The 24,337-nt window shown below is 63.2% G+C and carries 19 protein-coding genes; 16 read left to right on the forward strand and 3 right to left on the reverse strand.

Annotated features, from left to right (window positions below; translation table 11 throughout):
- Both ABEB22_RS20725 and ABEB22_RS20730 read left to right on the forward strand, forming a co-directional pair.
- Positions 1-1,623 carry an ABC transporter ATP-binding protein gene (locus ABEB22_RS20725; protein ID WP_349294695.1) on the forward strand — a complete coding sequence of 541 codons (1,623 nt, stop codon included), beginning with the start codon at positions 1-3 and terminating at the stop codon, positions 1,621-1,623.
- 110 nt (positions 1,624-1,733) lie between these two features.
- Positions 1,734-2,768 carry a DUF475 domain-containing protein gene (locus ABEB22_RS20730; protein ID WP_349294696.1) on the forward strand — a complete coding sequence of 345 codons (1,035 nt, stop codon included), beginning with the start codon at positions 1,734-1,736 and terminating at the stop codon, positions 2,766-2,768.
- A gap of 90 nt (positions 2,769-2,858) precedes the next feature.
- On the opposite strand, the gene rhaI is transcribed toward ABEB22_RS20730, so the two are convergent.
- Both rhaI and ABEB22_RS20740 read right to left on the reverse strand, forming a co-directional pair.
- The gene (rhaI, locus tag ABEB22_RS20735) at positions 2,859-4,130 is read right to left on the reverse strand and encodes an L-rhamnose catabolism isomerase (protein WP_349294697.1); all 1,272 of its coding nucleotides are present in this window, start codon (positions 4,128-4,130) and stop codon (positions 2,859-2,861) included.
- Between the two features lie 78 nt (positions 4,131-4,208).
- Positions 4,209-6,317, reverse strand: a complete 2,109-nt coding sequence (locus tag ABEB22_RS20740; RefSeq protein WP_349294698.1) for a bifunctional rhamnulose-1-phosphate aldolase/short-chain dehydrogenase — start codon at positions 6,315-6,317, stop codon at positions 4,209-4,211.
- A 183-nt stretch (positions 6,318-6,500) separates the two neighbouring features.
- On the opposite strand from ABEB22_RS20740, the gene ABEB22_RS20745 reads away from it, so the two are divergent.
- The 8 genes from ABEB22_RS20745 to ABEB22_RS20780 all read left to right on the forward strand — a co-directional run bounded on the left by ABEB22_RS20745 (position 6,501) and on the right by ABEB22_RS20780 (position 14,816).
- Positions 6,501-7,304, forward strand: coding sequence for a DeoR/GlpR family DNA-binding transcription regulator (locus ABEB22_RS20745; RefSeq protein ID WP_349294699.1), 804 nt, complete (start codon positions 6,501-6,503; stop codon positions 7,302-7,304).
- A 51-nt stretch (positions 7,305-7,355) separates the two neighbouring features.
- Positions 7,356-8,345 carry a rhamnose ABC transporter substrate-binding protein gene (gene rhaS / locus ABEB22_RS20750; RefSeq protein ID WP_349294700.1) on the forward strand — a complete coding sequence of 330 codons (990 nt, stop codon included), beginning with the start codon at positions 7,356-7,358 and terminating at the stop codon, positions 8,343-8,345.
- Between the two features lie 62 nt (positions 8,346-8,407).
- Positions 8,408-9,952 (forward strand): sugar ABC transporter ATP-binding protein, encoded by a 1,545-nt coding sequence (locus ABEB22_RS20755; RefSeq protein ID WP_349294701.1) that lies wholly within the window; start codon positions 8,408-8,410, stop codon positions 9,950-9,952.
- The gene (locus ABEB22_RS20760) at positions 9,949-10,926 is read left to right on the forward strand and encodes an ABC transporter permease (protein WP_349294702.1); all 978 of its coding nucleotides are present in this window, start codon (positions 9,949-9,951) and stop codon (positions 10,924-10,926) included. The genes ABEB22_RS20755 and ABEB22_RS20760 overlap by 4 nt, the downstream gene beginning before the upstream one ends.
- Positions 10,923-11,963, forward strand: a complete 1,041-nt coding sequence (locus ABEB22_RS20765; RefSeq protein WP_349294703.1) for an ABC transporter permease — start codon at positions 10,923-10,925, stop codon at positions 11,961-11,963. Before ABEB22_RS20760 ends, ABEB22_RS20765 begins: the two co-directional genes overlap by 4 nt.
- Before the next feature lie 2 nt (positions 11,964-11,965).
- Positions 11,966-12,280, forward strand: a complete 315-nt coding sequence (rhaM, locus tag ABEB22_RS20770) for an L-rhamnose mutarotase (RefSeq protein WP_349294704.1) — start codon at positions 11,966-11,968, stop codon at positions 12,278-12,280.
- Complete coding sequence (locus ABEB22_RS20775; protein WP_349294705.1) at positions 12,277-13,668, forward strand: FGGY-family carbohydrate kinase; 1,392 nt, start codon at positions 12,277-12,279, stop codon at positions 13,666-13,668. The genes rhaM and ABEB22_RS20775 overlap by 4 nt, the downstream gene beginning before the upstream one ends.
- A complete protein-coding gene (locus ABEB22_RS20780; RefSeq protein ID WP_349294706.1) occupies positions 13,659-14,816 on the forward strand; it encodes an alpha-hydroxy acid oxidase in 1,158 nt (385 codons plus the stop codon). The genes ABEB22_RS20775 and ABEB22_RS20780 overlap by 10 nt, the downstream gene beginning before the upstream one ends.
- 180 nt (positions 14,817-14,996) lie before the next feature.
- On the opposite strand, the gene ABEB22_RS20785 is transcribed toward ABEB22_RS20780, so the two are convergent.
- Complete coding sequence (locus tag ABEB22_RS20785; protein WP_349294707.1) at positions 14,997-16,256, reverse strand: ABC transporter substrate-binding protein; 1,260 nt, start codon at positions 16,254-16,256, stop codon at positions 14,997-14,999.
- A 169-nt stretch (positions 16,257-16,425) separates the two neighbouring features.
- Here ABEB22_RS20785 and ABEB22_RS20790 point away from each other — a divergent pair, with 169 nt between their 5' ends.
- From ABEB22_RS20790 to ABEB22_RS20815, 6 genes are all read left to right on the forward strand, one after another.
- A complete protein-coding gene (locus tag ABEB22_RS20790) occupies positions 16,426-19,011 on the forward strand; it encodes a hypothetical protein (RefSeq protein ID WP_349294708.1) in 2,586 nt (861 codons plus the stop codon).
- Positions 19,012-20,091 carry a glycoside hydrolase family 88 protein gene (locus tag ABEB22_RS20795; RefSeq protein WP_349294709.1) on the forward strand — a complete coding sequence of 360 codons (1,080 nt, stop codon included), beginning with the start codon at positions 19,012-19,014 and terminating at the stop codon, positions 20,089-20,091. It abuts the gene before it with no gap.
- 43 nt (positions 20,092-20,134) lie between these two features.
- Positions 20,135-21,223, forward strand: a complete 1,089-nt coding sequence (locus ABEB22_RS20800) for a sn-glycerol-3-phosphate ABC transporter ATP-binding protein UgpC (protein ID WP_349294710.1) — start codon at positions 20,135-20,137, stop codon at positions 21,221-21,223.
- A gap of 95 nt (positions 21,224-21,318) precedes the next feature.
- Complete coding sequence (locus ABEB22_RS20805) at positions 21,319-22,263, forward strand: sugar ABC transporter permease (RefSeq protein ID WP_349294711.1); 945 nt, start codon at positions 21,319-21,321, stop codon at positions 22,261-22,263.
- Position 22,264: 1 nt separating this feature from the next.
- On the forward strand, positions 22,265-23,305 hold the full coding sequence (locus ABEB22_RS20810) for a carbohydrate ABC transporter permease (protein ID WP_349294712.1): 1,041 nt from the start codon (positions 22,265-22,267) through the stop codon (positions 23,303-23,305).
- Positions 23,306-24,337 carry a LacI family DNA-binding transcriptional regulator gene (locus ABEB22_RS20815; protein ID WP_349294714.1) on the forward strand — a complete coding sequence of 344 codons (1,032 nt, stop codon included), beginning with the start codon at positions 23,306-23,308 and terminating at the stop codon, positions 24,335-24,337.

The following is a 24,337-nucleotide window of genomic DNA, read 5'->3' on the forward strand; positions in this document are numbered from 1 at the left end:
ATGGCCGATCATCTTCTCGAAGTGCGAGACCTCTCGGTGCGCTTCCATACCGCGCAAGGCATCGTCAATGCGGTCAATGGCATCTCTTGGCATCTCGACCGCGGCGAGACGCTTGCGATCCTGGGCGAGAGCGGCTCGGGCAAATCGGTCTCGGCCTCGGCCATCATGAACCTGATCGACATGCCCCCGGGCGAGATCACCTCGGGCGAGATCCTCTTCGAGGGGCGCGACCTCCTCAAGGCGAGGCCCGAGGAACGCCGTCGCCTCAATGGTAAGCGGATCTCGATGATCTTCCAGGACCCTTTGGGCCATCTCAACCCCGTCTATCCTGTGGGCTGGCAGATCGCGGAGACGGCAATGGCGCATGGGATGGGCCGGACCAAGGCCTATGAGCGCGCACTCTCGCTGATGGAGCGGGTGGGGATCCCCAAGGCCCGCGCCTCGATGGGCAAATACCCGCATGAATTCTCGGGCGGGCAGCGCCAGCGGCTGATGATCGCGATGGCGCTGGTGCTCAAGCCCGATATTCTGATTGCCGACGAGCCCACCACCGCGCTCGATGTGACGGTGCAGGCCGAGGTGCTCTCGCTCCTTGACGAGTTGCAGCATGAGACCGGCATGGGTCTTCTGATGATCACCCATGATTTGGGCGTGGTAGCCGAGGCCGCCGACCGCGCCGTGGTGATGGAGCGCGGTCTCGTTGTGGAAACCGGCACGCCACGGGAACTCTATCACGCGCCGAAACACCCCTATACCCGCAAGCTCCTGGCCGCAGCCCCGGGCAAGGGCGAAATGCGCGGCATCGACCCTGCCCCCGAGCCGATCCTCGAGGTGCGTGGGCTCAAGAAGAATTACGGCGGCTTCGAGGCGCTCAAGGAGATCACCTTCACCCTCAATCGTGGCGAGACGCTGGCGGTGGTGGGCGAGAGCGGGTCGGGCAAGTCCACAGTAGCGCGACTTCTCCTGAAACTCGAGGCCGCGAGCGGCGGCTCGGTGCGCTGGAAGGAACAGGATCTTCTCCCGATGTCGCCCCGCCAGATGGCGCCCTTCCGGCGGCAGATGCAGATGGTGTTTCAGGACCCGACCCAATCGCTCAATCCGCATATGACCATTTTCCAGATCATCTCGGAAGCCTGGGTGATCCATCGCGATATCCTGCCCAAAGACCGCTGGTCAGCGCGCGTGGCCGAGCTTTTGACGCAGGTTGGGCTCGAGCCCGCCCATGCCGCCCGCGCGCCACATCAGTTCTCGGGCGGACAGCGCCAGCGGATCGCCATCGCCCGAGCGCTCGCGCTCGAGCCCGATCTCATCATCTGCGACGAGGCGGTCTCGGCGCTCGATGTCTCCATTCAGGCGCAAGTCATCGACCTTCTGGGCAAGCTGCGCGACGAGTTGGGCATCGCCTTCATCTTCATCGCACATGACCTGCCGGTGGTGCGCGATTTTGCCGATCGGGTCCTGGTGATGAAACGCGGCGAAATTGTCGAACAGGGCCCGGTGCGCCAGATCTTCGAGGCGCCGCGCCAGAGCTATACGCAAAAGCTTCTGGCCGCAGGGCTCGATGCCGATCCCGATATCCAGTCCGAGCGCCGTGCCGCGCGAGTGGCGCTCGCGGCCGGTTAAGACGGACGGAAAGCGGCTTTACATGTCCCGCAATGGAGGCTGCAACCGTATCTTACGAAATGTCCTGCCGGAGCATAGTGCACCGGCACCTCAACCAAAGGAACAGCGCAATGACCACGGCATTTCACTACTTCAAATGGGCGTTTGCCGTGACGCTCCTCGGTTTGTGTACAAGCTTCTGGCTCGGCTGGCGCTTTGGCGGCACTTTCGCGGCTGGAAGCTCTTTCCTGCTGATCTGTGCGGTACTTGCCGTGCTCGAAATCTCGTTGTCCTTCGATAATGCCATCGTCAATGCCAATAAGCTGAAGACAATGGCCCCACGCTGGCAAAAGCGCTTTCTGACATGGGGCATCTTGATCGCGGTCTTCGGGATGCGGATCGTGTTTCCATTGGCCATTGTGGCGATCGCTGCACATATCGGTCCCGTCGAGGCCATCCGCCTCGCCGCCACGCAACCGCAGGATTACGCGCGGATCATGCGCGAAAGCCATCTTGGCATCTCCGCCTTTGGCGGCGCCTTCCTCGGGATGGTCGCCCTCTCGTTCTTTCTCGACGAGGCCAAGGAGATCGACTGGATTTCCCGCATCGAGAGCCGCATGCGGGCGGTCGGTAGTATCAGCGGTGTCGGTTACGGGCTCGTTCTGGCACTTGTCCTGATCGTCGGAATGCAGCTTGGCACGACCGATCAGGCAACATTCTTCATGGCCGCGATTCTGGGGCTCGTCGTTTTCATGGGGGTGGAGGCACTGGCCCATCTTCTGGATGGAAGGCGCGCGGTCAAAGACGCGGCCCGTGCCGGTGGCTTCGGCGCGTTTCTCTATCTCGAAATGCTGGATGCGTCTTTCAGCTTCGATGGAGTCATCGGAGCCTTCGCTCTCACCAATAACCTTTTCCTCATCGCGATCGGCCTCGGGATCGGGGCAATGTATGTGCGGTCGATGACCATCATGCTTGTCGAGCGCAAGACATTGAGCCAGTTCCGGTTTCTCGAGCACGGAGCCTTTTATTCGATCCTGGCGCTTTCGGTCGTCATGTTCGCGCAGAGCCTCGTCCATGTGCCGGAAGTGGTCACGGGTCTGATCGGGGCGGGGATCATTGCGCTCTCGCTGGTCTCCTCGCTGCGCTTCAACCGTCTGGCGGTTTGACGCGTGCGGGGCGGATCCTAAGGCCTGTCGCGCGCGATCGCGCCCCTGCCCGGGTTGCGAAGGAGGGGCCCCGCCCCTCCCCCATCGGCGTCACACGATGCCGCCGCCCCCACCCCTGACTACGGGACGCTTGGCCGCCACTTGCCCGCGATAGCCCGAGCGCCGATAGGTCGCGACCGGATCGATGGCCCCGCCCGCCTCGAGGCGGGCCATCGCGAGGATCGGCTCGATATCGGTGCGGAAAGCCGCGCGCAGGGTGGCCGAGGCCATGAGCGCGTCGTTTTCGTCCTGATACCCCGCAAGCGCCACACGGTCCACGAGGCCCGCCTGCACAGCCGCGCGCTGGATCTCCATGGCAGAGATCATCAGGCTCTCGATCGGATCGGTCGCGTTATGCGACTGGTCGATCATATGCGCCAGATCGAGACCGGGGGTCCCTTCGGCATCCACCAGCTCGTTCCAGACAAGGAACAGCCGGTAGGGCTCGATCGTGCCCGCATCGAGATCGTCATCGCCATATTTGCTGTCGTTGAAATGGAAGCCGCCGAGCTTTCCGGCATGGATCAGGCGGCTCACGATCATCTCGATATTCACATTGGGCGCATGATGGCCCAGATCGACGAGGCACATGGCCTTTTCGCCCAGTTCCTGCGCGGTCAGCAGGCTCGTGCCCCAATCCTGCACGACGGTCGAGTAGAAGGCGGGCTCGTAGATCTTATGCTCCGAAAAGATCCGCCAATCCTCGGGCAGGCCTTTATAGATCTCCTTCATGGAGCCCAGATAGCGCTCGAACTGGCGGCCCATATGGGTCTGGCCCGGAAAATTCGCGCCATCGCCGATCCAGACGGTCAGCGCCTTCGACCCGATTTTCTGGCCGATCTCGATACATTCGAGATTATGCTCGACAGCCTGTGCGCGGGTCGCGGCCTCTGTATGGCTGAGCGAGCCGAACTTGTAGCTATATTCCCCTTCCGTATCCGAGAACGTGTTCGAGTTCATCGCATCGAACCGCAAGCCCAGTTCTTCGGCCTTGGCCGTCAGATCGGCGGGCTCGGCCTTGTCCCACGGGATATGCAGCGAGACGCTGGGAGTGGCCTGCGTCAGGCTCTGGATCACGCCACAATCGTCGAGCTTGTCAAAGATCGAGGCCGGCTCGCCCGCACCGGGAAAACGGGCAAAACGGGTGCCACCGGTGCCGGTGCCCCAACTCGGAACAGCGACGGCAAAGGCCCTGGCCCGCGCCTTGAGCGCATCGATCTCCACCCCGCGCCGCGCAAGCCGCTCACCCAGACTGGCGTAATCTTGCGCAAGCGCTCCAACGAGCGCCTCGTTGGACTGTGCAATAACATCCTGATCAATCATCTTTTCCTCCGCGCAGGCTCCTCCGCCCGCCTGATAGACCCATGGCGCATCTCACCGCGCCATGGGCGTCTTTTTATTTTAACGGGTGAAGGCTTCCTTATTGCCCGCATCCACATTGATGATATTGCCCGTCGACTTGGCCGAGGCGTCGGAGGCCAGAAAATAGGCGGCTTCCGCGATATCCTCGGGCAGGACCGAGCGTTTGAGCATGGAGCGAGCGCGATACATCTCTTCCAGCCCGCCCTTGTCGGTGCCATAGGTCGAGGCGCGCTGGTCCAGCCATTCGCCCGACCAGATCTTCGACCCCTTCAGCACCGCATCGGGATTGACCACGTTCACGCGGATGCCCGCCTCCGCCCCCTCCAGCGCCAGACAGCGCGCCAGATGGATTTCCGACGCTTTGGCCGTGCAATAGGCCGAGGCATTGGGCGAGGCCGCAAGCCCATTTTTCGACGCCACAAAAACAATCGCGCCGCCCATATCCTGCGCCCGCATCACCCCGAAGGCTGCGCGCGAGACAAGGAAATAGCCCGTCGAAAGGATCGACATGTTGCGGTTCCACAGCTCCAGCGTCGTTTCCTCGATGGGCGCCGAGGAAGCGATCCCCGCATTCGACACCAGAATATCGATCCCGCCGAACTCGACCGCGATCGCCTCATAGGCGCGGGCCACGGCACCTTCATCGGTCACATTCATTTCTACGGTCCGCACCACATCCGCCGAATGCGCCTGCGCCAGCATCTTGACCGTCGAGGCCAGCGCGCCGCCATCGATATCGGCCAGCATCACACAGGCCCCCTCGCGCAGATAACGCTCGGCGGTGGCCGTGCCGATCCCGCCTGCCCCGCCTGTGACGAGCGCCACGCGACCGGCCAGCGATTTGGGCTTGGGCATACGCTGGAGTTTCGCCTCCTCGAGGAGCCAGTATTCGATATCGAAGGCCTCCTGCTCGGGCAGGCCGCGATAGGTCGAGACCGTCGAGGCGCCGCGCATCACGTTGATCGCATTGACATAGAACTCGCCCGCGATCCGCGCCGTGGCCTTATCCTTGGCAAAGGTGATCATCCCAACCCCAGGCACCAGATAGACCACGGCATTGGGGTCGCGCAACGCGGGGCTGTCGGGATGTTTGCAGCGCTCGTAATAGGCCGCATAGTCCTCGCGATAGGCCGCAATCTGGTCGGGCAGCCCCGCCATCACCGCTTCGAGATTGTTCTCGGCAGGCACGAAATCGACCACCAGCGGGCGGATCTTGGTACGCAGGAAATGGTCGGGGCACGACGTTCCAAGCGCTGCCAGATCACGCATGTCGCGGGCATTGACGAATTCGAGCACCGCCTCGCTATCGTTGAAATGGCCCACCATCGGCTGCTGCCCCGAGACCATGCCACGGATCGCGGGCATCAGACGCGCCGCCACCCCGCGCCGCGCCGCCGGATCAAGGCTTTCATGCACCGGCCCGCCAAAACCCGCCACACCTTTCGTTTCGGTCGCAAAATACTCCATCGCGCGGTTGATGATCTCGAGCGTCAGCTCGTAGCAGGCCTTTGCGTCATCATCCCATGTGAACAGCCCGTGGCTTTCCAGCACGACCCCCTTGGCATGCGGGTTTTCAAGACAGAATTTCTCAAGCCAAAGACCCAGTTCGTAGCCCGGTTTCTTCCATGGCAGCCAGCCGATCTCGTCGCCGAAAATCTCGGCGGTCAGCTCCTTGGAATTGACCGATGCGGCAATCGCAATGATCGCATCGGGATGCATGTGATCGACATGTTTCTTGGGCACATAGGCATGGAGGGGTGTATCGATCGAGGTGGCACGCGGATTGAGATTGAAGGTGCAATGCGGCAGATAGCCCACCATCTCGTCCTCATGGGCCAGCCCGCGATATTTCCCCTTCAACGCGCGCAGTTTGTCCATGTAGAGGGTCGAGAACCCGTCCATCTTTATCGAGCCGACATCCCCGCCGGACCCTTTGACCCAGAGGACCTCCACTTCCTCCCCGCTCAGCGGATCGGGCTGCATCACCTTGGCCGAGGTATTGCCGCCGCCGTAATTGGTGATCCGCTTGTCCGAGCCGAGCAGGTTCGAACGGTAAAGTAGCTTTTCGGGCTCGCTCATCGTTGCGGCCAGCGTCTCATCCCAAAGTGATTGCAGCCGCGCATGCAGCCGTTGATCGACAGTTGTCATCGGTATTCTCCTCCCGAGAAACAGTGTAGACAGGGGTATGCCCTTAAACTGGGGGAAGCGTGGAGGCGTTGTCAATCATATTCGGTCATATCTGATCATTATTGACCAAATAAGATGGTGTTTGATTGTTTTTGATTGACAGGCGCCCTTAAAGATTCGTAGCAATGGTCAAGGAGGAGCAAGATGCACGAGAAAGAACGCCACCGGATCATTCTGTCGGCCGTACAGGATCGCCCCGTTCTGACGGTGGCCGAACTTTGTGCGCTGACAGGCGCTTCCGAGGCGACGATCCGTCGCGACATTGTTTCTCTCGATGAACACAAAAAGCTTCGCCGTGTGCGTGGCGGTGCCGAAGCGCTTCACCCCGGCCATTTCCGCGGGTTGGCGGGACGGCCGTTCTCGGTCAATGAAACGATCATGATCGATCAAAAGCGGGCAATCGCGCGGGCCGCCGTCGAATTATGTAGCGAGGGAGAGTCGATCATCATCAATGGCGGGACTACTACATTCCAGATGGTGCATCCGCTGGCCTCGCGACGCCTGCAGGTCTTTACCAACAGCTTTCCGATTGCCGAGCATCTTCTGCATAACTCGAAGAATACGGTGCTTCTGTCGGGGGGCGTGGTCTATCGCGAGCAGAATATCATTCTCTCGCCCTTCGATAATGACGTGACCCGCAATTTCTATGCGCGGCGCATGTTCATGGGGGCGCAGGGTGTGGGGCCTCTGGGGCTGATGGAGGCCGATCCCCTGCTTATTCAAGCGGAGCAGAAGCTGATTGGACAGGCCGAAGAGCTGGTGCTGATGGTGGATAGCTCGAAATTCGAGAGCCGGTCGTCTCTGGTGCTTTGCGCGCTGGACCGGATCGATGTGCTGATCACCGATGAGGGGATCAGCGACAAGGATGCGCAGATGCTCGACGCTGCGGATGTAAAACTGATCGTGGCGCACCCGAACGCCTCGGTCACGACTTCCCCGAGCCCCTGAAGAGGAGCGGTGGCGAGGGGAGGCAGGTTTCGGGTTTTTTGGGAGGGAAACATGAAGCTGAGAACTTTTCTGACAACAGTGGCGCTTGCCTCGGGCCTTCTGGCCCAGCAGGCCGCCGCCGAAAACATGCGCATCGCCCTTGTGGTGAAGGCGCTCGGCATCGGCTTTTTCGAGGCCGCCGACAAGGGCGCCGAGGAAGCGGCCAAGGAACTGGGCGATGTGGATATCATCTATACCGGCCCTACCGATACTACGGCCGAGGGTCAGATCGAGGTGATCAACGCACTCATCGCGCAGCGCGTCGATGCCATCGCGATTTCGGCCAATGACACCGATGCGCTGGTCCCGACGCTCAAGAAGGCCATGCAGCGCGGGATCACGGTGGTGAGCTTTGACAGCGGGGTGGCACCGGATGGCCGCATGGCACATCTCAACCCCTCGTCCAACGAGCTGATCGGCAAGATGATCATCAAGCTTGCCGCTGACAACCTGCCCGAGGGCGGCAATGTCGCGGTGCTCTCCGCCACCTCGACCTCGACCAACCAGAACATCTGGATCGACGAGATGAAGAAGGATCTGCCGAATTATCCCAAGATCAATCTGGTCGGCACCGTCTATGGCGATGATCTGGCCGATAAGTCCTATCGCGAGGCACAAGGGCTGATGCAGTCGAACCCGGCTCTTGATGCGATCATCGCGCCGACCTCGGTGGGGATCGTGGCCGCAGCACAGGCCGTCGTCGATGCGGGCAAGGTGGGCCAGGTCAATGTGACGGGCCTCGGCCTGCCTTCCGAGATGGCGGGGGCCATCGAGTCCGGCGCGTCCAAGAGCTTCGCGATCTGGAACCCGATCGATCTGGGCTATTCGGCGGTCATGATGGCCTATCACCTGAAGAAAGGCGACGCCGAGGCCAAGCCGGGCGCCGAGATCCCGATCGGGCGCATGGGGTCGGTGACGCTCGACGACACCAACTCCGCCGCCATGGCCGAGCCCTTTGTCTATGACAAATCGAATATCGACCAGTTCAAGTCGATCTTCTGATCCCGAGACGATGGCGGGGGGCCGCGGCTCCCCGCATTTTCCATCCGTTTAACGAGGCCCCCATGAGCAAGCAATTTGCGCGGGCTGGTGCCGCATGTCCGGTGCTGTCGCTCGACAAGATCACCAAGAGCTTTCCGGGCGTGAAGGCGCTCGATCAGGTCACACTCAATCTTCATGCAGGCGAGGTGACCGCGCTGATCGGCGAGAATGGCGCGGGAAAATCCACCGTCGTCAAGACCCTGACCGGCATCTACCAGCCCGATGGCGGGCAGATCCTGCTCGATGGCCAACCGGTTTCCTTCCCGACGGCACGGGCGGCCTCCGATGCGGGCGTGACCGCGATCCATCAGGAGACGGTGCTCTTCGAGGAACTGTCGGTGGCCGAGAATATCTTCATCGGCCATGCGCCGCGCACCCGCTTCGGGCTGATCGACCGCCGCGCGATGCGGGCACGGGCGGCCGAGATCCTCGACTCCATAGGCGCCGAGATCGACCCGCAGGTAAAGCTGCGCGATCTCGGCATCGCCTCGCGCCATCTGGTGGCCATCGCCCGCGCGCTCTCTGTGGACGCCAAGGTCGTTATTATGGACGAGCCCACCGCCGCGCTCAGCCAGAAGGAGATCGAGGAGCTTTACGAGCTGGTCGAGCACCTGAAGGCGCAGGGTAAGGCCATCCTCTTCATCAGCCACAAGTTCGACGAAATCTTCCGCATCGCCGATCACTGGACGGTCTTCCGCGACGGGCAGTTCATCGGCGAGGGGCGGATGTCGGATATCACCGAAGCCCAGCTGGTGCAGCTGATGGTGGGTCGCTCGGTCGACCAGATCTATCCCAAGCGCCCTGCCCGCATCGGGCCGGAGCTGCTGAAAGTCGTGGGATATTCGCATCCGACCGAGTTCGAGGATATCAATTTCACGCTCAATCGCGGCGAGATTCTCGGCTTTTACGGGCTCGTGGGCGCGGGGCGTTCGGAATTCATGCAATCGCTCATCGGGCTTACCCGCCCCTCCAAGGGCGTGACGCGGATCGATGGCGATGTCCGCATCATCCGCTCGCCCGCTGCCGCCATCGAGGCCGGTATCGTCTATGTGCCCGAGGATCGCGGCAAACAGGGCGCGATCCTCGCCCTGCCGATCTTCCAGAATGTCACCCTGCCCTCGCTCGGGCGGCTCTCGTCGCGCGGCTTCACCCGTATGGCCGAGGAATTCGCCCTCGCGCGGCACTATACCCAGCGGCTCGATCTGCGCGCGGCCTCGCTCGACACCACGGTGGGCAGCCTCTCGGGTGGCAACCAGCAGAAGGTGGTCATCGCCAAATGGCTGGCCACCAAGCCCCGCGTCATCATCCTTGACGAGCCGACCAAGGGCATCGATATCGGTTCCAAGGCGGCGGTGCATGATTTCATGTCCGAACTGGCCGCAGAGGGGCTTTCGGTGATCATGGTCAGCTCCGAGCTACCGGAGGTTCTGGGAATGTCCGACCGCGTCATCGTCATGCGCGAGGGCCGGATCGCGGCCGAGCTGACAGGCGATGACCTGACCCCCGAAACCCTCGTGCGCCATGCCGCAGGCATCTCCGGCGCCCAGCCCAGAGGAGAAGCGGCATGAGCGTCCTGAAATCGCGCGAGGCGCTTCTGTGCGGCGCAATCATCATCTTGGTGGCGCTGGTCGCGAGCCGTTTTCCCGAGTTTATCGCGCCCGGCAATCTGCTCAATGTCTGGACCGACACCTCGCCTCTGGTCATTCTGGCACTGGGGCAGATGGTGGTGATCCTCACGCGCTGTATCGATCTGTCGGTCGCGGCCAATCTCGCGCTTACCGGTATGGTCTGCGCTATGCTCAACGTGGCCTACCCAGATCTGCCCATCGGGGTCATCGTACTCGTCGCGGTGGGTCTGGGTGCGGTGCTCGGCGCGATCAATGGGGTGCTCGTCTGGAAGCTCTCCATCCCGCCGATCGTGGTAACACTCGGGACGATGACCATTTTCCGTGGCATCATTTTCCTTCTGTCGGATGGCAAGTGGATCAATGCCTATCAGATGAGCGCCGCCTTCACCGGCCTGCCGCGCGCGCAGATCCTCGGCCTGCCTCTCTTGGGCTGGATCGGGATCGCGGTGGCGCTCGTCATGGGGCTCGTGATGACCCGCACCCCCCTCGGGCGCGCCTTCTTTGCCGTGGGTGGCAACCCGCATGCAGCCGTCTATACAGGCCTCAATGTCGGGCGCACGCAATTCACCGCCTTCACCCTTTCGGGGGCGCTGGCAGGGCTTGCGGGCTATCTGTGGATCTCGCGCTACGCGGTCGCCTATGTCGATATCGCGGGCGGGTTCGAGCTCGATGTGGTGGCGGCCTGCGTCATCGGCGGTATCTCGATCGCGGGCGGTGCGGGCACCGTGACCGGCGCGGTTCTGGGCGCGCTTTTCCTTGGCGTGATCAAGAACGCCCTGCCCGTCGCCTCGATCTCGCCCTTCTGGCAGCTTGCCATCTCGGGCGCGGCCATCCTGATCGCCGTGACCGTCAACTCGCGCTCTAGCCGAAGCAAGGGCCGGATCATCCTCAAATCGGCGGAGGCCGCGAAATGAGCATCATATCCAGCGATACCGACTATTCCCCCGCCACGGCGCCCATGACAGGCCGCCAGATCCCCGACCGCCTGCACTCGCCCGCGCAGCGCTATCTCAAAAGCTGGGAGACGCTTCTGGCCGTGGTCGCGGTGGCGATCTTCATTCTCAACGCGCTCTCCTCGCCCTATTTCCTTGATGCGTGGAACCTCTCGGATGCCACCTTCAACTTCACCGAGAAGGCGATGATCGCCTTCCCGATGGCGCTGCTGATCATCGCGGGTGAGATCGATCTCTCGGTCGCCTCCATCGTCGCGCTAGCCTCGACGATGATGGGGGTGGTGATGCAAGCGGGGTTCGGCACGCCCGCGATCGTGGCGGCCGCGCTCCTCACCGGGTTTGTCTGCGGTATCCTCAACGGTGTGCTCGTCACGCGGCTGGGCCTACCCTCCATCGTGGTGACAATCGGCACCATGAGCCTCTTCCGTGGCATCAGCTATATCGTGCTGGGCGATGGGGCGTTCCGGGGCTATCCGGCGGGGATCAGCTGGTTCGGTCAGGGCTATGCCTTCTGGGTGATCTCAGTCGAGTTGGTGATCTTCATTTTGCTGGCGGTGGCCTATGGCATCTTGTTGCACAAAACCAATTTCGGTCGCGCGGTCTATGCGGTGGGCAACAACGCCACCGCCGCGATGTTCTCGGGCATCCGCGTCGAGCGGGTGAAGATGGTGCTCTTCGTGATGACGGGGCTGATGTCGGGGCTCGCCGCGCTGTGCCTGACCGGGCGGTTGGGCTCCACCCGCCCCTCGATCGGCACGGGGATGGAACTCGAGGTGGTGACTATGGTCGTGCTTGGCGGCGTGAATATCCTCGGCGGCTCGGGCACCATTATGGGCGTGGTGCTCGCGGCCATCGTGATGGGGCTCGTGACCTTCGGGCTGGGGCTTCTCAATGTACCCGGCATCGTGATGTCGATCGTGATCGGCGCGCTCCTGATCGGCGTCATTGCGCTACCGCGCCTGTGGAAGATCTGGTCGAACCGGATCCGGAGGGCCTGATCATGGAGAAATACGCGTTCCGGATGCAGCTCAATCCGGGCTGCCTCGAAGAATACCGCAAGCGCCATGACGAGATCTGGCCCGAACTGACCGCGCTTTTGCGCGAGGCAGGGGTCCGTGACTACTCGATCCATCTCGACCCCGAGACCAATGCGCTTTTTGGTGTGATGTGGCGCGAGAGCGCCAGCGCCATGGCCCCCCTGCCCGACCATCCGGTGATGAAACGCTGGTGGGCACATATGGCCGATATCATGCAGACCCATCCCGATAACCGCCCCGTGGAGACGCCGCTCGTCGCGGTGTTCCATATGCCATGACCCCGCGCCATATCGCTGTCATCGATGTCGGCAAGACCAATGCCAAACTCGCGCTGGTCGATGCACGGAGCCTGAGCGAGCTGGCCGTTGTCACCCGCCCCAATCATGTGATAGAGGGCCCGCCCTATCGCCATATCGATCTCGAGGGTCACTGGGCCTTTTTTCTTGCCGAGCTGACACGCTTACAGTCGGAATACGGGATCGACGCGATCTCGGTCACGACCCATGGCGCAGCGGCCGTCCTTCTGGATGCGCAAGGCCAGCCCGCCTGCCCGATGCTCGATTACGAGGATCGCGGCCCCGAGGAACTGGCGGCGGATTATGAGGCGCTCCGCCCGCCTTTTGCCCGCACCGGTAGCCCGCGTCTGGGCGCGGGATTGAACCTGGGCGCTCAACTGCACTGGCTTCTGGCCCGTGATCCAGCGCTGGCGGGGCGCGTGGCCCATATCGTGACCTATCCGCAATATTGGGGGTTCCGGCTGACGGGCGAGATTGCTAGCGATGTGACCTCGCTTGGCTGCCATACCGATCTGTGGGAGCCGCAGAGGGGGCGGTTTTCGGATCTACCGGACAGGCTCGGGGTCGCCGACAAGATCGCCCCCCCGCGCCGGAGTGCCGAGGTACTGGGCCCGATCACGCCCAAGATCGCGGCCCTCACCGGTATGGCGGCAGACACACCTGTCCATTGCGGCATCCATGACAGCAACGCCTCTCTTTACCCACATCTTCTGGCCAATGAGGCGCCGTTCTCGGTTGTCTCCACAGGGACATGGGTCGTGGCGATGGCAGTCGGCAGCCAAGCTGGTGACCTCGATCCGGACCGCGATCTTCTGGTCAATGTCGATGCGCTCGGCCGGCCCGTGCCCTCGGGGCGTTATATGGGCGGTCGCGCCTATGAGCTGATCTCGCAAGAGGGCGTCGCGCCACCCACGCCCGAAGACCGCGCGGGCGTTCTGGCGCGGGACGTGCGGCTGATGCCCTCGGTCAGCGCCGATAGCGGGCCGTTCAAAGGGCGTCACCATCACTGGACATCCACGCCCCGGACCCCCGGCGAGCGGATGCTTGCCCTCTCGTGGTATCTCGCGCTCGTGACCCGCACCTGCCTTGATCTGGCGCGCGCACGCGGACCGGTCATCATCGAAGGACCCTTTGCCCGCAATGATGATTTTGCCCAGATGCTTGCGATCCTCAGCCCCGAGGGCGTGCGGATCGCGGGATCGGCCACCGGCACCAGCATAGGGGCGGCGCTTCTGGTGACCGGACCGCAGGCATTGGGGGCGATGGCATTTCCTCTCCCCGTTGCGCCGCCCACAGGCGGGCCAGCAGACGCCATGCGCCGTTACGCCGCACATTGGTCATACGAGGTAGGAGAGACGACATGCGCCTGAACGATTGCCATAATTTTCACGATTTCCGTCTGTTGGCGAAAAGACGTCTCCCGCGGCCCATCTTTGACTATATCGATGGCGGGGCCGATGACGAGGTGACCCTGCGTCGCAACAGCGCCGCTTTCGGGGCCGTGGATCTGGTGCCCAATATCCTGCGCGGGGTGGCACAGGTGGATCTGTCGACCACGGTCATGGGCCAGCGGATCGAGTTGCCGGTCTATCTCTCGCCGACCGCGCTCCAGCGCCTGTTTCACCATCAGGGCGAACGGGCGACCGCCGCTGCTGCCGAAAATTTCGGGACCATGTGCGGTGTGTCCTCACTCGGCACCGTCTCCATGGCGGAACTTGCGCAGAAACACCGGACCCCGCAGGTCTACCAGTTCTACTTCCACCGCGATCGGGCCCTCAATTCCGCGATGATGCAGGCAGCCAAGGACTGCGGGATCAAGGTGATGATGCTGACCGTCGACAGTATCACCGGCGGCAATCGCGAGCGCGACCTGCGCACGGGCTTCTCGATCCCGTTCCGGCTGACTATGGGCGGAATGGCGCAATTCGCCCTCAAGCCCGCATGGGGGATCAATTATGTCCGCAGCGAGAAATTCTCGCTCCCGCAGCTCGACCAGCATATCGACATGAAGGGCGACAGCCTGACCATCGGGCGCTATTTCACCGAGATGCTCGACCCTTCGATGGATTGGGACGATGTGGCGCGGATGGTGGCCGAATGGGGCGGGCCGTTCTGCCTCAAGGGGGTGATGAGCGTCGAGGCTGCGCGCCGTGCCGCCGATATCGGCTGTGCGGGGATCGTGCTCTCGAACCATGGCGGCCGCCAGCTCGATGGCTCGCGCACGGGCTTCGACCAGCTCGAGGAGATCGTGCAGGCGGTGGGTGACCGGATCGATGTGATGATCGATGGCGGCGTGCAGCGCGGCACCCATGTGCTCAAAGCGCTCGCCTTGGGGGCCAAGGCGGTGGGGCTGGGGCGGGCCTATCTGTTTCCGCTCGCCGCCGCCGGCCAACCGGGGATCGAACGCATGCTCTCGCGCATGCGCGACGAAATCATCCGTGACATGCAGCTCATGGGCTGCGCCAGCCTCTCCGAGCTCCGGCCGGAGATGATCCGGAAGCGTGCCAGCCTGCCTTAGGTGGATCATGCGGTGCGCGTGATGGCGTCCGATCCTTTGGCATGGGGTCAGCCCATGCGGCATGCATCGGGTCAAGCCCTTCGCGACGGCCGCAGGCTTCCCGCAGCGTCGTTCGTGCAAAGAGATCTTAGGCAGAGCGTTGCTGTCCGCGATCTCTTCAGGTCTGGACGGGGGAAGACCTCAGCGGTTTGCAAGCTCCGCATTGATGCCCGCCATGTCGCCTTCGAGCCGCTCAAAGGTCTCGGGCAGGTCCAGCTCACCGACGATCAGCTGCGACATCCGCTGCACGATTGCCGCCTGCACCGCCTGAATCCCCGGGAAGGCCGACCAGGCGCGGATCTCGGGCGTGACCTGTGGCGCATTGCGCACAAACACCTCCATCGCGGCCTTGGCGCTCGGATCGTCAATCTGATAGTGAAGGTCCCTGATCTGTGCTCCCGGAATAACGATGAAGCGCTCGGCCAGCTCGCGCACCACCTTCTCGGAACCAAGGAACTCGACGAGCCGCGCCACCGCTTCCGGATGTTTTGTCGTGTTGAAGGCGGCAAGGAACGTCCCGCCCGGCATCGGGATGCAACCGCCCTCGCCGCAGGGCGCGTCGAGCACCGTCCATTCGAAATCCTGACCGATCTTGGTCTGGAACGGGTTCACCATCCAGTTGCCCGCAAAATAGGTGGCGACATTCGCATCGATGAATTCATCGCCCATATTCTTGTAGCGCGAACCGCCCGCCGCCCCCCACATCTCGCGCGGGAAAGCGCCCGACTGGGTCCAGCTGTAGAGATCGGTGATATAGGCCTTGGCCGCCGCATCGGGGAAGACGATCTTGCCATCCTTGACGAAATGCGCGCCGTAGGAGAAGGCCGGGCCTGTGAAGCGGTGTCCCGAGCGGTCCATCGTGAAGGGAATATCGATCCCCGTAGCTTTTGCTACGCGCTGCGACGCCTCGACGATATCCTCGAGCGTGGCCCCCCTTGCGGGCAGCGGTTCGCCCGCCTGATCCCAGAGCGTCTTGTTGATGAAGGGCAGGTTGAGCGTCTGCGAGAGCATGAAGCCACCGATCTTGTCCTTTGGCGCATCGGGCGTCTTCAGCAGATCGAGGCTCGCGCCATGCAGGGCCGCAAACCCGTCGGGGTCCTTCATATAAGGCCTGAGATCGAGCGTGTAGCGCATCAGCCCGTGATCGGCGATCTTGGCCAGATCCGGCCCCTGCCCCACCGCAAGCTGCAAGGGCAGCTGCTCGACGAGCTGCGCATAGCCTGCGGTGATGAAATCGACATCGATATCAGGGTTCTCAGCCTCGAATTCCTCCACCAGCTCCTGCATCCGCGCGATATAGGCGGGGTCGTCATCGGTAAAGGCAAAGCTGATCTTGTCTTGCGCAAAGGCCGCGCCTGCGGCCAGCGCAAGAAGACTTGCGGTTGTAATGATCTTGAACATGGGTCTCCTCCCTATTTTGCGCAATCTTTTGCGCTTTTGTCTTTGCCGTCGAGAAAAATGCCCCAACGCTCCTCCGAAAGACTTCTAGACATTCTGTCAGCTCTATGCCTAAGTCAACAATATTGAGCCGATTTGGCTTGTGTTAAGGCAATATTTGGGAGGTAGAGCCTTGATCACGACCGCAAACAGCCCCACGCTGTCCGCATCAATTCATAAGAAAACTTTTGCGCAAAATACCACGCAAACCGTCTGGTGGCCGCTCGGGGAGGGCGAATCGATCAATCGGTGGTTACTGACCCCCGCCGAGGCCGAGCTCTATCACGGCGTGGCGCGCCCCCATCCCGATCAGGTGGATTACCGCTTCGTCAATGGCTGGGTCGCGACCGGCGATCTGCCCTGCCGCGAAGCCTTTCGCACGATGTTGCCCGATCTGGCACCGGTGCCGCCCGCATCCGAAACCTTTACCGAGGTCTATTTCGGAGGCGAAAACCCACGGGTCGATTTCTCGACCTTCTGCTTCGAGCCCACGCGGATCGCGCGCTTTGCCCGCGCCCGTCTCGAAAGCCCTGTGGCGCAAGCCGTCACGCTCGAACTCGAGACCTGCGGCGTGCTCCATCTGTGGTGCGATGGCACGCTTGTGGCCACCCATGCGCCGCTCGATCGCAACATCCCCCATCGCGCCCGCGTCACGCTCGATCTGGGCGCGGGGGCGCATGAGCTGGTAATGCGGCTCGAGGATCTGCACGAGCGCGACACCAGCTGCTTCTTCCGGCTCGGGCTTGTCGCGGGGGCGGATCTGCGCGCGGGGGTCGAGGCCGAGGTCGATCCGGCGCGGCTCAGGGATGTCGAGGCGACGCTGGCCGCGCTGCGCACGACAAAGCTCTTCCATCTCGAGGGGCAGCTCTGCGTCACCTGCGATCATACCCCCGCAGCCCCCGTCGAAATCACCCTGCATGATGGCAGTTTTGCCGATGCCAGCACCACGATGAACGTGCTGGCCGACCGCCTTCCTCTGGCCGCGCCTGTGCGCTTCATCATCGCACGGGCGGGCGAGATCCATCCGCTTTTCGATGTGGCAGGCATCGCACCGGGCTGCTACGGGCTGGCCTTCAGCGCGCAGGTGGGCGATGTGCGGCTCGACCACGCGCTCGGCACCACGATCATGGGCGAGATCACGCGGCTCGAGGGCGCCGATCTCGCCACGCGCAAGGCGAAGGCGCGGGCGCGCATCTTGCGCGAGGCAGGCGGCAGCATCTCGCGCGGGCTTTTGCTCTTGCGCGAGGGGGGCGCGGCCTCCGAGATCGAGGCGATCTTTGCGCATACGATGCAGGCCATCGACCGCCGCCATGATTGCGCCGATTTCTGGCTTCTGCCGCTGATCTGGGCCTATCGCGACCATGCCGGAACGGTGCTGCCCGAGGCGCTCTGGGCGCGGGTGCGCCAGTCGATCCTGGGATTCCGCTACTGGCTCGACGAGCCGGGCAATGATGTGATGTGGTTCTGGAGCGAGAACCACGCCTTCTCCTTCCATGTGGCGCAATACCTCGCGGGCGAGACCTTCCCCGACGAGATCTTCCCGGGCAGTGGGCGCACGGGGCGCGAGCAGAAAGCCCGCGCCGAAGCACGACTCCAGCGCTGGTTTGCCTCTGTCGAGGAGCACGGTCTGGCCGAATGGAACTCGTCTTGCTACTATCCGATCGATCTTCTGGGCCTTTTCACGCTGCGCGAATGCTGCCCCGATGCGGGTCTGCGCGCCCGTGCCGATGCGCTGATCGACCGCATCTTCGTGATGTGCGCGCTCCATTGTGTCGAGGGAATGCCGGTGGGCACGCAGGGGCGCGTCTACGAGAAGGAGCTCTTCGCGGGGCCTGCGACCGAGCTTGGCGCGGTGGCGGCCATCGCCTTTGGCGGCATCTGGTGCCCGGGCCACGAGCGGGCGGCAGCCCTCTTTGCGCTCTCCGATTATGTGCCGCCTGCGGCCTGCGCAGGGCTTGCGGATCTGGGCGGACACGAGACGCTGGTAGCGCGATACACGCAGGGGCTTGACGACACCGCCAAGCTCGTCTTGTGGAAATCGCGCGATGTGCAGCTTTCATCCGTCACCGGCCATCGCACCGGCGATCCGGGCCATCAGCAACATGTGAGCGAGGTGCAGTTTGCCGCCCATCCGCTGGCCCGCAGCTGGATCAGCCATCCGGGCGAGTTGAAAGTCTGGGGCGGAGGGCGGCCCTCCTACTGGATGGCCAATGGAACCGTGCCGCGCGTCTGTCAGGAGGGGCCGGTGGCGGCGCTTGTCTATGATCTCGACCGCCATGCCCATCCGGTGCGCTTCACCCATGTTTTCGCGCCGGTCGAACTTCTGGACGAGTGCCGGCTCGAGGGGCAATGGCTTTTCGAGCGCTCGGGCGAGGGCTATGCGGCGATCTGGTCTTCGGCCCCGCTCGAGGCGCTCGAGACGGGCCTCTACCGCCATCAGGAATGGCGCAATCACGCGGCGCAGGCGGGCTGGCTCGTCTTTGCCGGATCAAAGGCGACGCATGGAACGTTTGGGCGGTTCATCGCCGCGGCCCGCGCGCTCGCGCCCGAATTCGATACGGGGGCGCTGCGGCTCGACTGGCAGCATGACGGACATCGCTATGCGGCGGATTTTGCCATGGGCGCGCTTCGCGACGGGGCGGCCTTGCCCTTCTCTCCCCTCTCCCTTGTGCCCCATGTCGGTTTCGACGGGGCGCCCCTCACGCCTCTGGAGGTATGAATGACCCTCGATACAGCCCTCGATCTGCGTCGCGCCATTGCCGCGCTTTCCACCGGTTTCCGCCGTCTCAAGGGCATCGGCGACGAAGGGATGGACGCCGGTGACGAGATCGATTTCGACGAATGGGACTGGGAGGTTGGCGTCGGGCTCTATGGCGAGTTCCGTCGCGCCGAAGCCGAGGGCGACACGGCCGCTCTGGCGCGGCTCGCGCGCTGGTATGACCGCCAGATCGCGCGCGGATTGCCGCGCCGACAGGTCAACTCGACCGCCCCCATGCTGGCTCTGGCGCTTCTGGCCGAGAGGCTGGGCCCCGAAGAGGGGCGCGAGGACTGGCGCGGCCTCATCCACGATTGGGCCGCGTGGCTCCACACCACCATGCCCAAGACCGAGGAAGGCGGCTACCAGCATACCGTCAAGGAGCGCGAAAATGACGGCCAGCTCTGGGATGACACGCTCGTTATGGCCGTGCTCTTTGTGGCGCAGGCGGGGCGGATGTTCGGGCGGCGCGACTGGATCGAGGATGCTCATTATCAATACCTGACCCATGTCAGGTTTCTGGGCGACCGCGAGACAGGGCTCTTTTTCCATGGCTGGACCTTCGAGGGGCGGCATAACTATGCGCGGGCCCTCTGGGCGCGCGGCAATGCCTGGGTCACGATCGCGATCCCCGAGCTCTTCCGCATTTGCCCGCCCGAAGGGGCGATCGCGCACTATTTGCGCGAGGTCTATCTGACACAGGTGCGGGCCCTGCGCGCGCTGCAAAACCCCGAAGGGCTCTTCCATACGCTCCTCGACGATCCGGCAAGCCCCGTCGAGGCCTCGGGCACGGCGGGCATCGCCTATGGCGTGCTTGCGGGGCTGCGCGAGGGGCTGATCGGGCCCGAATATGGCGACATCGTCACCCGCGCCCTGCCCGCCCTGATCGGACGGATCGACGAGGCGGGCTTCCTTAACGATGTGTCCGACGGGACACCAATGGGCGAGACACTCGAATTCTACCGGCAGATCCCCAATCTGCCCACACCTTACGGACAGGCGCTGGGAAGCCTGTTCTTGATGGAATACGACCGCGCCGTCTGATCGGGAACACGATCTGCGGCGCATCCTTTGGGAGGAGGAAAACATGGCGTCTATCCAATTGAAAAGGCTCACCAAAGCCTATGGCGGGCTCGAAGTCATCCACGGCATCGACCTGCAGATCGACGAAGGGGAGTTCGTCGCGCTGGTGGGGCCTTCGGGCTGTGGCAAATCGACGATGCTGCGCATGATCGCGGGGCTCGAGACCATCTCGAAGGGCGAGTTGCGCTTTGATGAGGAGGTGGTCAACCGCCTCACCCCGACCGAACGCGGCATCTCGATGGTGTTCCAGTCCTATGCGCTCTATCCGCATCTGAGCGTGCGCAAGAACCTCTCCTTCGGGCTCGAGAACCTGCGTATGCCACGGCCCGAGATCGAGGCACGGATCGCGGAGGCCACGCGGATGCTCGAGCTGGGCCCCTATCTCGACCGCAAGCCCAAGGCGCTTTCGGGCGGGCAGCGGCAAAGGGTTGCGATCGGGCGCGCCATCGTGCGCCAGCCGCGGGTGTTCCTCTTTGACGAGCCCCTCTCCAATCTCGATGCGAAGCTGCGCGTGCAGACCCGTGGCGAGATCAGCCGCCTGCACCAGCAACTCGGCACCACGATGATCTATGTGACCCACGATCAGGTCGAGGCGATGACAATGGCGCAGAAGATCGTGGTGATGAATGGCGGGCGGGTCGAGCAGGTGGGCCGCCCGCTCGATCTCTTCGAGCGCCCCGCAAATCTGTTTGTGGCAGGCTTCATCGGCAGCCCGCGGATGAACCTCTATCCGGGCGAGGTCACGGCGCTGTCGCCCGAGGGCGCGCGCATCACCACCCGCGAGACCGGCGGCCTTACCCTGCCTCTGGGCGGCGTCGAGGCAGGACGCGCGGTGACGCTCGGCATCCGGCCCTCGCATTTCGAGGTGGGGGTCACGGGCCCCGACGCGCTCGATCTGGTCATCGATCGCGCCGAGAGCTTGGGCCACGAGACCTATCTGCACGGGCGGCTCAACGGGGCGGAGAGCCTCTCGATCCTGCATGTGCAAAACCATTTCGAGGCCCGTACAGGCGATGTCATCCGCGTGCGGCCGCAAGCGGGGCATGTCCATCTTTTCGATACCGAAAGTGGTCTGCGGCTGGGGGCGGCATAATGGCGCGCTCCACCACGTCCCCCGCCACACTCAAAACCGATGCTTCCGAACCTACGCCCCCCGTCCAGCCCTTGTCCGAGGCAGGCACATGGCTCATGCGCGCCGTTGAATGGCCCTTTGCCGCGCTCCAGAGCCGCATCGGGCCCAAGCGCATGCCCTATGTGTTCGTTGCACCGAATATGGCTCTCTTCGCGATCTTTGTTTTTGTGCCAGTGTTGCTGGCTATCGGCTATGCCTTCACCGGCGGCACCAATCTGCTTTTATGGGAACGGCCCTATGTGGGCTTCGAGAATTTCGCGCAGCTTTTTGATTGCGAAAGCTATCTCGCGCCCGCCACCTGCCAGCTCGACCTGTTCTGGACCGCGGTCTTCAACACGCTCTGGTACACCGCCTTCAACGCGACCGGCACGCTGGTCGTGGCGCTGATCACCGCGCTGGTTCTCAACCGGTTGACCCGCGGCAAGGCTTTCTTCCGCGCGGTCTTCTTCTATCCGGTCCTCCTATCGCCGGTGGTGGTGGCATTGGTGTGGAAGTGGTTTCTGGCGCGTAACGGGCTTTTGAACGCGATGCTTGCCGATCTGCTGGGGACGCAGGTGATCTTTTTCCTCGAGGTGCTCTGGTCACGCTTCTGGGTGATCTATGTCTCGATCTGGTTCCATATGGGCTTTTATACGCTGATCATCCTCGCGGGGCTTCAGGCCATCCCGCGCGATATCTACGAAGCCGCCAGGATCGACGGCACCTCCCGCTGGCGGCAGTTCTGGCGGCTGACGCTGCCGCTTCTCTTTCCCAACCTTCTGGTGGTGATGGTGCTTCTGCTGATCCGCAGCGTGCAGGTCTTCGACGAGGCATGGGTGCTCACCGATGGCGGCGGGCCGGGCACGGCCAATACTTTCGTTGTGCAATTCATATACGAGACCGCCTTTGCCACCGATGTGCGGCTCTACGGGCTGGCCTCTGCGGCCTCGGTGCTGATGGGGCTCGCGCTTCTGGTGCTGACGCTCCTGCAGCTCTGGCTCGGCAAGAAAATGGAGAACTGAGATGCTCGCTTTCCTCACCCGCACCCGTACCAAAGGGCGTATGGATATCACCGATATCCTCTCCTATCTGTGGCTGATCCTCGGCACGCTGGTGATCGCCATTCCGATCGGCTGGGCCCTCCTGTCCTCGTTCAAACCGCCTGCCGAGATCAACAGCTTCCCGCCGACGCTGCTGCCATATGCCGCCGAGACGGTCACGGTCGAAGGGCAGGATGTGCCCCTGCCCGCCTATATCATGGGAGAGGGCGAGGCCGCACGGGTCGTGGGGCTTGTGCGCCGGATCGGGCTCAAGGCCACGGTGATCGACCCAGCCCAGCCCGATACCCGCCTGAGCGTGCCCGCAGAGGCGCTGCGCAAACAGACCGAGATCGCGCCGCAATGGTCGAACTATACCGAGCCACTCGAGCGCTTCGCCTTTGCGACCTATCTGCACAACTCGGTCTTCGTGACGGTGGTGGCGACGGTGCTCACGCTCCTGCTGAACTCGATGGCGGCCTTCGCGCTCTCGAAATACCGCTTCCGCGGCTCCACCACGATTTTCGTGCTGATCCTGTCGACGCTGATGCTGCCGCTTTCGGTGATCATGGTGCCAGCCTTCATGGTGATCGTGGGGCTCAATCTTGCCGACAACCTCTGGGGCGTGATCCTCTCAACGGTGGCCACCCCCACCGGCGTGTTCCTTCTGCGTCAATATATGCTGACCATCCCCGATGACCTGATCGAGGCGGCCCGCGTCGATGCGGCCTCCGAGTTCCGCATCTACTGGAAGATCATCCTGCCGCTCTCGGCGCCGGCGCTGGCCGTTCTGGCGATCTTCTCGGTGATTTGGCGCTGGAACGACTTCCTTTGGCCGCTCATCGTGCTGTCGAGCCCCAAGAACTACACGCTCCAACTGGGTCTCAACGCCTTTCAGGGACAGTTTACGGTCGAGTGGCACTATATCCTCGCCATGACCGTTGTGGCACTCCTGCCGGTGACGATCATATTCCTCTTCCTGCAGAAATACGTTACCGAAGGCGTTGCCAATTCCGGAGTGAAGTGAATGAGCCTGAAGAAGATCGCGGAAGTCGCGGGCGTCTCCGTCAGCACCGTCAGCCGCGCGCTCAGCGGCCATGACCGGATCTCCGACGAGAAGCGGCGCGACATTCTCGAGATCGCGCGGGCGCAGGGCTATATCGACACCCGCGTCCGCCGCGCCTCGCAGGCGGGGTTGCAATCCATCGTGCTGGCGATCCCAGAGGCGATGCTGCGCCCCTCGGAGACCAATTTCACCTCATGGCGGATTTTGGAGAAGCTGCGCGCCGAATGCGAGGCGCGCGGCGTGCGTCTCGATCCGGTGCTCAGCCCCGGCGAGACGCTCGACCCCGATCTGGTGATGGCGGGGATCGCGGCCTCCGATGCCGAGGCGATCGTGATCCATTTCGACGAGAACCCCCTGCTTCTCGACCGGCTGGCCGCGCAGGAGCGGCCTTCGGTGCTCCTTTTCGGCCTCGATCCGACGTCACGGGTGAGTTCGGTGGGCATCGGCAATACCTATGCCACAGCCCTCGGCGCACGCCATCTCCTCGATTTGGGGCATCGCGAGATCCTCTGTGTCTCGTGGTCGGGTCGCTTCACGATCCGCCGCCGCGAGGCGGGCTTTCGGGAGGCGCTGCGCGATCATGGCATTGCCGCGCCCGAGGACCGGATATTGCGGCTTTCGGGCTTTGCGCCCGATATCGTGGCGCGGGAGATGGGCGCGTGGATTGCAGCGCAAGGCGGGCGGATGCCGGTCACGGCGATGCTGTGCCTGTCGGACAATATCGCGCTCGGGGTGATGAAAGCCTTGCAGGACCACGGGCTGCGCGTCCCCGAGGATGTCTCGGTCATGGGGTTTGACGACAGTTTTGCAGGCCAGATGTCGCAGCCGCCGCTCACCTCGATCCACCCGCCGCTCGACGAGATCGCGGTGACCGCGCTCGACGAGCTGGAGCTGGCACTGCGCCGCAAGAACGGCTTTCTGGCGCGGCGGATCGAATTGGGCTGCCAGCTTACGCAGCGCGGCAGCTGCGCCCCCCCGAGGGAGGCGCGCTAG

The organism is Thioclava sp. 'Guangxiensis' (assembly GCF_045348365.1).
In the GTDB taxonomy this organism is placed as follows: Bacteria; Pseudomonadota; Alphaproteobacteria; order Rhodobacterales; family Rhodobacteraceae; genus Thioclava; species Thioclava kandeliae.